The sequence below is a fragment of the Gudongella ferriphila genome (assembly GCF_046224405.1).
In the GTDB taxonomy this organism is placed as follows: domain Bacteria; phylum Bacillota; class Clostridia; order Tissierellales; family Tissierellaceae; genus Gudongella.
This window is the reverse complement of sequence record NZ_JBJXRK010000045.1, coordinates 1-10,089: the sequence shown is the minus strand read 5'-3', so window position 1 is coordinate 10,089 and position 10,089 is coordinate 1. Positions and strand designations below refer to the sequence as shown.

At 39.7% G+C, this 10,089-nt stretch carries 7 protein-coding genes; all 7 read right to left on the bottom strand.

What is annotated here, in order from left to right; translation table 11 throughout:
- Positions 1-97: 97 nt before the first annotated feature.
- A complete protein-coding gene (locus tag ACKVDP_RS13220; protein WP_409229365.1) occupies positions 98-370 on the bottom strand; it encodes a type II toxin-antitoxin system RelB/DinJ family antitoxin in 273 nt (90 codons plus the stop codon).
- 183 nt (positions 371-553) lie between these two features.
- Complete coding sequence (locus ACKVDP_RS13215; protein WP_409229364.1) at positions 554-1,750, bottom strand: TolC family protein; 1,197 nt, start codon at positions 1,748-1,750, stop codon at positions 554-556.
- A 770-nt stretch (positions 1,751-2,520) separates the two neighbouring features.
- Positions 2,521-5,226 carry an S-layer homology domain-containing protein gene (locus tag ACKVDP_RS13210; RefSeq protein ID WP_409229363.1) on the bottom strand — a complete coding sequence of 902 codons (2,706 nt, stop codon included), beginning with the start codon at positions 5,224-5,226 and terminating at the stop codon, positions 2,521-2,523.
- 392 nt (positions 5,227-5,618) lie between these two features.
- Positions 5,619-6,743, bottom strand: coding sequence for a S41 family peptidase (locus tag ACKVDP_RS13205; protein WP_409229362.1), 1,125 nt, complete (start codon positions 6,741-6,743; stop codon positions 5,619-5,621).
- A gap of 97 nt (positions 6,744-6,840) precedes the next feature.
- Positions 6,841-7,254 (bottom strand): four helix bundle protein, encoded by a 414-nt coding sequence (locus tag ACKVDP_RS13200; protein ID WP_409229361.1) that lies wholly within the window; start codon positions 7,252-7,254, stop codon positions 6,841-6,843.
- A gap of 86 nt (positions 7,255-7,340) precedes the next feature.
- On the bottom strand, positions 7,341-9,158 hold the full coding sequence (locus ACKVDP_RS13195) for an LTA synthase family protein (RefSeq protein WP_409229360.1): 1,818 nt from the start codon (positions 9,156-9,158) through the stop codon (positions 7,341-7,343).
- 164 nt (positions 9,159-9,322) lie between these two features.
- The coding region (locus ACKVDP_RS13190; RefSeq protein ID WP_409229359.1) for an InlB B-repeat-containing protein at positions 9,323-10,089 on the bottom strand (767 nt) is incomplete at its 5' end.

Sequence of the window (10,089 nt, the reverse complement as noted above, 5' to 3'; positions counted from 1 at the left end):
GTTTCAACAACTGAAAATAGTTTGTCCAAGTCTTTACCTTGTTTCTTCGCCAACTTTATGTCCCTTTTAAACCTACCAGTAAATTGGATGTGGTACTTCATACTTCAAGAGCCTTTCTCAAATCATCTATTGAAGCGTATTTTTCGGAGTTTAAATCTTCTGCTATCTTCTTACCCTCAATTATGGCTTTGACTGTGGTCTCATTTGGTTCAGATAATTTCAATTCAAATGGTATTCCGTTAATTCTAATTGTTTGCCTAAGAAACATATTTACTGCAGTTGTCATATTAAGACCAAGTTCCGCAAAAATGTTTTCGGCTGCTTCTTTAATCTCTTTATCAGTTCTAATATTTAAATTAGCGTTAGTCATATTATACCCTCCCTTCATCATCACTATAATACATAAAGCGCACATTGTCAATACATCGTGCGCTCATTTGCATTATAAGTTGTTTTGTCTTAACTCTTATTATTTAATTAATAGACCTTGATTTTAAAATTACTATTTCTTTTACAATTGTGAATTGTGCATTGTGAACTGAGAATTGACTTTTTAGAACCCTTTCCCAATCCCAATGCTATACTTGTAATCAAGCAATGCCATATTGAATGCATGTATCTGCTGAGCCAAGTTCTTCTTGGCATTCATTAGATTAAGATTAGCCTGTCCAACCTCTGTTGCTGTGTTCTGTCCAAGCTCAAAGCTCAGTTCGGCAATCCTTACTCCCTCACTTGCTTGAAAAACTGCCTTTTCAAATGTAGCAATCTGCTTCTCTGCAGTTGTAAGGTTAAGTACTGCGCTTCTAACCTGCATCTCGACTCCAGTCTTAGCGTTCTGAAGATTCATTTCAGCATTCAGAACCTCTTGCACCTGGGTTCGATACCTATACGTGTTGGGTGGAAATCTACTTAGAGTTGCCTGCAGAGTGAGTTCATGTATTTCTAGTGATCTTTCAGCTACCATAATATTTGAATTATTCTCAATAGCCAATCCTATCGAATCCTCAAGTACTATTGTTTCATAGTCCTCCACTTCAATACTATCTGTCAACTCAAATTCATCCTCCAGAGGCAAACCTATTGTATTCTTGAAGCTCATTCTCTGAAGTTCATAATACATCACTGAATTGTCGTAACCACTTTGAGCCTGGGACAATGATAGCTCCAATCCCAATAATTGTTGTTGTGATATCATCCCGACATCAAACCTAAGTTTACCATGGTCATATTGCTTTGTTGCCAGTGCAAGGTTCTCCTCTGCTATATCTAGTTCCTTCTCCATCTGTAAAAGGTCGAAATAAGCCTTCTCAACATTATATCTAATCTGATTCTCTGTTGTTTCATAGTTCCATTTTGACATATCGTATACTAGCTCCACCTGTTTCATGGCACCACCATTTCTGATAAGTGCCCTGTTGACATTATCATCCGGAGTTACTTCATACATCCTAGGAATTGGTAAATCCATAATGTCCTTCTGGTCATTTACAGAATTCCGATTCTGTCTGTATGCCAGCTCGGCCTTCTCCAACTCAATATCTTGAATTAACATTTGTTTGCTATTTTCAAGCGCGTAATCAATAGCTCCCTGAAGCGTTAATTCTAGAATTTCACCTTTAATCGACTCCATCTCTTTAACTATTGACTGCGCTTCTTCAACTGTCATCTCTCCTGCAAAACTCAAACTACCGTTAGACATAGTTAGTATTATGGTACCTATCAATCCAAATATGATAATTTTCCTATTCATTATGTTCCTCCCCTGTTAATACTTTAAGTATTATGTATATACCTAGATTATATCAAATGAAACATGGAATTGAAAGTTACCTTGGAAACCTAATTTAAAACCACCATGCATGGGGGTGCATGGTGGCAAAAAAATTTATTCAATTTACATCCTATTACCGACTGGGCTCCTTCGCTCCCTCCAGTTTTATCCTCCACATATGTTACCATACATGTACAAACGGCTGAAGATCAACACTACTATAAGCCCGCTGAGCCCGCATATGAATCTTAAGACCTGTCAATCCTCCTCACACACAGCATCAAACGTTCCACTTTACCTATCCCTTTTTTTGATTACCGTAGACATCCACTAAGTGCATACTTTATTCAGGTTTAATAGCCAATTACTCCTGAATCCGAAAGGTATTTCAACCTTACGGGTCTTTGCCAAGCTGAAGATAATGTCATTTTAACAGCAAAGACTATATTTATATACCCCATTTTCATGGATTAGCATAAGTTTGTCATAGCAACTTTTTAAGGAGTCCCGCACTCGGACTTTCACCGGCTACGACCTTACCTGGCTTCACAAACAATACCTGACAGAGTATTGTTTGTGCAGGGGGATCAGACTCAATGCTTAAAGGCTATTTGCATTGGATGAGATTTGCACCCACCAATTCAGTAAAGCAGTTGGAGTAAAGAGATAGACTGAGTTTCCTCAGTCCTATCTCTAAAGCTTCCGCTCATTTCGTCCAATGACTTATAGAGCAACGTTTCGCACTTTTATTATTCAGCTTCTACTACTTTCACTAAAGATACTACCACTCCATCTTCAACAACGATATCTTCTACAATATCACCTACTACTAAAGCATCTAGCTCAGCAATATCTTCAAATCCAACGGCAACTATAGCACCATCTTCCCAGATTTCTGTGTTTGAATCTATAACGTAAGTTGTTGTACCATCAACTACAATTCTTGTATAAGTTGAGTTTATATATGTTATTTCACCTTCAACAACATCGTCTCCTCCTGGAGCAGGTTCAACATCAACCAACATGTAGATTACCCAGTAATCTGTATCTTCCTCAAATACTACATAGACATTAGACCCTTCTGCAACATCTCTAAGTCTCATTGTATCTTTTGTTCCTGCCTCATAGATGTAAGCATTAGAAGCAAGTTCTACTTGTCCATACTCTTCAAGAGTAAGTTTTCTAGCTGAAGCATCAACGCTATCAACTACATAATCATCACCAAGATCACCTATTATATCAGTAATTTCACCTGATGTGTCGCCAACAACTAGAGTGTATATCTCATAAACTGTTACTTCCTCAATATCCCAATCATCAGCTGTTGTAAATATGTGCTCTTTTCCTTCAACAAGGATTGTTACTTCCAACTCGCCAGTTCTTAGCTGTCTTGTTTTCGTAACTAGACCTGTATAGTCTGTATCGTCAGAGTCAGCATCTGTAGAAGTTGCAAGTACAACTTTTACTCTTCCTTCATCTGCAAGTGCATATCCTGCTTCAACTACAGCAAATTCGTCATCTATCTCACCAAGTGCAAGAACTTCTCCAAACTCGCCATCATCATAATCATAGAATACAACTGTGGTTGACATTAGTCTGTAGTTTCTATTGTTAACTTCTGCATAAGTGTCATCGATTTCGAATCCATCTTCATGAGTCAACGCTTCTACTTCAAGTAAAGTCAATGCTTCAAGACTTCCATCCTCATCAACCTCAACTTCAAATAGGAATGGAACATTTTCTTCTGCTTCTGCATCAAATATTACAAGCGCACCTGCTAAGTCATAGTTGTCTGCTTCTTCAAGTTCAAGTACACTAAAGTCAAAGTCTTCATCGATAAACTTTAGAGTTATATCAAATGATACTTCTTCTCCAAACTCGTTCAACATATCAAGAGCAAGCATTTCTCCTCTTCTGCCATTGTATGCAACAGCATCATCAATCAATACTGCGTAGAATGTTGAGGTGTCGCCTTCTCCTGTTTCTCCAACAACAAGTACAACCTCTCCCTTGAAGTTAAAGAATGCTTCTACATCATTTCCTTCATCCATCATCTTGTCAAGAATATCAGCAGTAAGTGTATCAAGAGTATTTCCATCAATATAGATTGACTCTCCTACTAACCACTCATAGTTTGAACCATTCATTCTGAATGAATCAGTGTAGACTCTAGTTATTTCACCAACGATACTGCTGTTGTAAACAACTGCAAATCCATCATAATCTTTATAGTCTGCCTCAAAGTAGAATACTACATCGCCAGTTTCAAGATCGTCAACTGAAATGGTCTTGCCATCCATAACTATTAGATAGTCTTCTACTACAACTTCTTCCTCATCAAGATCAAGAATCATCTCATCGTCAATTTCTTCAACTACGATGAAATCTAGTGTTGTTATAGCGTCAACCCAAATCACGTCGCCTTCGTCGTCAAATACTACTTTCGCATACTCATACTCTGCTGATGCTGGAATATTTCTTACTTTTGAACCATCTACAAATAAAGTTACGTCATCAGCAAGATCATAATCTCTGTCTGCATCAACAAGAGTTATCTCATCCCCGTCAATTTCCACTGCGTCAAATGATACATCTTCTTGAGCAGCTGCAAGGATAACCATGTCTCCATCTAACCATGCCTTAACCTCAACGCCTTCCATTGCGTAGAAATCAAAACCTTCAGCTACATCATACCATCCTCTGTCAGCTAGTACTTCAGCATTAATATAGATTTCCATATCATCTACATCAACTTCTGTTACTCTACCTTCAACAGTGTCAAATCCCATTCTGTCAAGCAGGTATACTTCATCAGTATCTTCTTTGCCTGATACAACCCACTTAGTGTCTGATCCAAATCCAACCTGAATCATCATTGGAATCTCAAGAGCGTTGTCAGTGATTTGTGCTACAAATCCTCTAGTTGCCCAAGTTCCTTGAGTTCCCATAGCTCCGTCAAGAAGATCAATCTCATTAGCTACGATTAGGTAACCGAATGGATATCCACCTCTTGCTTGTGCCATTGGCTCATAGCCAAGTGCTCTTACTATCATAGTGATAGCTTCTTCGTACTTAACAGGAGTCTCAGGAGCGAAAAGTCCGTTTCCGATTCCGTTAACGATTCCCATCTTTGCAGCCGTTCCAACATATCCTGATGCCCAATGCCATGCAGGTACATCAGTGAATCCTGTTGGTAGTCCCTGTGCTGCAACTGCTACATTCTCAAGACCTGATACTCTAACCGCTACAGCAGCAAACTCTGCTCTGGTTATAGTGTTGTCAGGCTTGAAGCTACCGTCTGGGTAACCCTTTAGGACATTCAGTAATTCTAGTCTAGCAACCGCTTCTGCATTTGCGTGACCTTCCATGTCGGAAAAGTCAGGAGCTGCTGAAACGAAGCTGAAGCTAGTAAGAACCATTACTAATGCCAATACTAATGCTAAATGCTTCTTCATCAATAAAACCCTCCTTATAATGTATAGTATTTTTTCTGAAGGAATATTTCTGTTACGTCAGGGGGCTATTCCTTCAAAACCCTTCTGACTACTACTGTAGAAAATGGTAATAAATACCGTAATTACCATCATTCTACACTTGATTATAGCATTACACCCATCCTAAATCAAGCTTAAGATGGTCGTGTAATGAATTTGTAATATAGGAAACACTCCTAAATTACGTGTTTCATGCTTGTATTATACCATCATTGTTGTGTAATTAACATTACAAGCATATTACAAATCTGAGGCAGATTTGTAATATGCTTGTTTTTATATCTTTTTACTAAATTTTACTTAAACGCAGCATCGTAACCTAAAATTCACAGTTCACAATTCACAGATCACAATTACTTAAGTATTTCCAGTGCCTTCTCTATCTGCAGATCCTGTCCGTCCACATTATCAACAACAATATCCGGCTCTATACCGATTCCGTGGATGCTTCTGTACTTGGGTGTTAGGTATTCAGCTGTTGTCATCTTGATTAGGCTTCCGTTATCAAGAGGTATTATGCTTTGAACTATTCCCTTGCCATATGTTTTCTTTCCTATTAGAGTGCCCGCGTTCCTGTCCTTTATTGCTCCAGCAAGGATCTCCGAGGCGGAGGCGCTGTTTTCATTGACCAATACCACCAGTTCATAATTTGGAACTTGGTTGTATGAGGAATAGGTCAATAAGCTCGAGTTCCTCTCCCTGATATGGACGATCGGTCCTTCCGGCACAAATTCCTTTGCAATCTTCACGGCCTGGTCAAGAAGCCCTCCTGGGTTGTTTCTCAGGTCAAGGATGATCTTTCTTGTTTCTGACTGATTGAAGCTGCCCAATGCCCTTCGCATTTCAAGTGCAGCTTTCTGGCTGAATTCACTTAGCTTGATATAACCTATTCCCTCTTCGATCTCAGAATAGGATACAGGATTTATTATTACCTCATCCCTTACTATCTCAAAGTATAGGATTTCCTCAACACCAGATCTTTTTATTCCAAGTTTGACAGTAGTTCCCTTCACTCCCTTTATCATTCCTGATGCCTCTGAAAGGGACATGTCCCTCGTGTCTATCCCATCTATTGAAATTATGACATCTCCTGCAAGAAGCCCTGCCCCTTTTGCATTGGCTCCTTCAATTGTTTCTACTATAGTAATGTAGGTTTCATTCTTTTCTATATATATTCCTATTCCAGTGAAGTATCCCATCAGCTCCATATAAAGCTGTGATGCCTCTTCTGGTGTGTAGTAGTCGCTGTAGGGATCGATTGCCTGAAGCATTCCCTTCAGTCCGCCTTCAATTACTGCCTTGTTGTCCAGTTCAAGGGGATATGCCTCCTGGATGTAATTGTAGACCTCAATCATAAGCTCCATATCCGCATCCGTATCGTGAGATCTTATTTCACCAAGAGCAGAATCCTGGGCAAAGGAAGCAGTAGGTAACAATAGTGTTAATGCCAGTAGCAGTGATAATAGTTTTTTTGTCATGTGTTACACCTCCAGATACTAATTCAAAATTCACAGTTCTCAAATCACAATGAAAAAGACAAATCACAAAGCACAATTCTCCATTCACAACAAAATATCAAGATTCAAAAATATCAGCAAAGTAGTCTTCCATGTTTTCTTGTACAGAATTATTCAGATTATGATTTGCTGTTCTTACAATTGCTGATAATATTCTACAAATTTCATTGCATTCATTTAATAACTCTATGTTATCTTCTCTTGATAAATATCCAGTATCCATTAATAATTTAATCCAATACTCAGTTTCATTAGCTTCTTTGAGGGCAATGTTCATTTTGGAAATAAAATCCTTTTTACTCTGTGCCCTAAGTCCTTCAATAACATTTGCACCAACACTTGTCCCAGATCTTAAGAATTGCTTTGATAATACAAATTCCTTCTTTGAATTCAAAATCTTGTAAACTTCAACAACTCTAATTGCAAAACCATATGATTTCTTTTCAACTATGTTCTCTCCGATTTTGAACACTTCCTCTCCAAATGTTTTTCAAATTGTGAATCGTGATCTGTGAATTGTGCATTAGTATTATCTTACCTAATTATATCAGATCACATCTAGTAATCTGATATAATTCTGTTATTTTCAAGTATATAGTTTGATATTGTAATTTCCTGTATTGCCCTGTTGTAAAGATTCTTGAACTTTTCGATGTCGACAGGTTCTCTTGTTATTCTATCATATGCCCTGCTGTGCTCGTATACTTCGTCCCTGGACATTTCAAAAACCTCCTGTTCTGTTATTACTGATCCAAGAGGCATGAAGCTTGCAGGGTAGACGTAGTTTGTCGTCTGAAGGTTGTTAAGGTCCCTTCCGAATATTATCCCCTTTTCGATTGGGTAGCCCATTATGTTTGCCATTGTGGGATAGAAGTCCAGCTGGCTACCTATTGTGGATATCCTTATTCCAAGGTTCTCTCCTGGGATGTTGATTATAAGGGGGATGTTCATCATATGGTCGAAGTCGTATTCAACCTGAAGATACCGGGTCATGATCTCCTTGTCGATTTCATTAACTGCATTGAGTCCAAAATGGTCCCCGTAGATTGCAAGTACAGACTCTTCCATTATATCCCTTTCTTTCAGACTATCGATAAATCTGCCAAGCTCCCTGTCTGTGTAGTGGACGGACTGAAGATAGTCACCAAGGATTGTTCCAGTGTGTTCCGGTTTAAGCTGGAGATGCTGGTCTTCCTCGGGAATCACAAAAGGGGTGTGGCTTGTCAGGGTTATAAGGAAAGCATAGAATGGATTTTCATCAACCTTGTCCAGCTCCTGGATGTATTCTGCGGATTGCTGCAGGAAGTCCTCATCCTTCATTCCAAAGCCTACCTCTTCTGTAAAATGGAAGTCATCCTCTGCTACAAACCTTTGCCACCCTTGGTTTACATATGCCACATCCCTGTTCCAGTACTCCCTTTCATTTCCGTGGAAGGCCCAGGCTGTATACCCATTGTCCCTCAGAAGCCAGGGAAGGCCGTAATATGAGTTTTCGGCGTATTCCATAAAGGTGGGCTCACCTGAGGAAGGGTAGAGGGAATTGTTTGAGACAAACTCTGCATCCGAGGTGTTTCCCTTGCCAACCTGCTGGAAGTAGTTGTCGTAATACAGTGATGACTGGCTCTTTATGAGCCTGTTCAGATTGGGGGTTATTTCCTGACCCAGGTAGGTTCTTCCTATTACAAAGTCCTGCAGGGCTTCCACCTGAATGACAATAAGGTTCTTATCCCTTCCTATTCCTGTGTAGTTTCCTTCAACGAGGTTTCTTCTGATCCTCACCCTTTCCATCCTGTCCTCCATTGTAAGGACCTCAGCAGCTGCCTTGTGCTCGCTTACAATGGCTCTGCCCATGTCCATCGCATGGTGGAAATAGAGCTCCTGTGAAGCCACTGATTGGAGCTGACCGGTGTGACCGAAGAACTGTATCAAGGCTGCCAATGCAACCACTCCCGCAATGAGAACGTTCTGTCTGTATTTCAAGGTGTCTTTGTTTTCTGGGTCATGGTTTCTCCTTAGCCTTCTGAAATAAAGATAGACTACCGGCAATTCCAGAAGCAGTGCAATCTTCCTGAAATCAAGAAGCATCTTAAGATTGTCCCCAACCGTTTTAAGCTGAGGGATCTGTCTGATTACATGTACAGATGTCAGGGTGTTGAACTGGGTAAAGTATGCTCCGTTAATCAATAGCAGAAGGGATACCACCCCATAGAAGCCAAAGATGTAACTGTATCTTCTTTTTCCTTTTATCCTTTTTAGAAGGGATAGGATTACTACGCTGATAAGGAAGCTTGTGAGTATTACCCCTATCCTGTTATGCTCCACCCTTATAACTCCCGTGAATATTATAAATTTTATCAATAAAAGCAGCTCAAGCATTTCTTTTCACTCCAAGTAAGTGTCTGTCTTTACTTCTCATGTTTTCTATACCCAATGATTGTTGGGTGAATTCTTACGATACCATTACAAAAAATAAATAGGGTGTACCCTATCCTAAATAGTGTACACCCTGTATTAGATTAATTCAAATTAATCTCTAACGCCTAGAATCCTTTTTTCTTCTTAAGAAGTACTCCTATTGCCATTAGCAGTGCTCCAAATCCTGCCATTTCTCCTGCTCCAACTGATCCTGTCTTTGGAAGTGTTGGTGCAGCAGCTGGTGTTTCCACTGGTACTTCAATTACTTCCGGTGGTGCTTGTGGTGTTTCAACTGGTGGTGTTATTACCGGTGGAGCCTCTGGAATTTGTTCTTCCTCAATAACTTCAACTTCTATTTCATTGTATCTGGCTACTACTGTTTCATTTCTTCTTACATTAGTCCAATTACCATCCCACTCTCTAAACTCGAAGCCAGGTCTTGATGGATTTCCAGGAGGAGTTGCATCCCTTCCAGGATTTACTCTATCTCTTTTTATTACAGTACCATCAAAGTCTTCAAAGGTCACTGTGTAGGTTGTAGTGGTAGGTCTTGGATCTGGATCATTCACCCTTTCATAAGTTGCATATACGTCTTCATCTTGTTGTACATCCGTCCAATTTCCATCCCAACCTTCAAAGGTGTAGCCAGTCTTGCTTGGGTTTGCTGGTGGGGTGGCGTTGTTTCCTTCGAGTACCTGTTGAGTCTTTAGTACAGTTGACTCATCGTCATCATAGAATGTCACTGTCCAATATACTGGTGTTGGGCCTGGTACTTGTTCATAGGTTGCTGTCACTGTTTCGTCTTTCATTACTCCTGTCCAGTTACCTTCCCATTTCTTGAATGTATAGCCTTGTCTTGTTGGGTCTGATGGTGGGGTTGCATCTCCTCCTT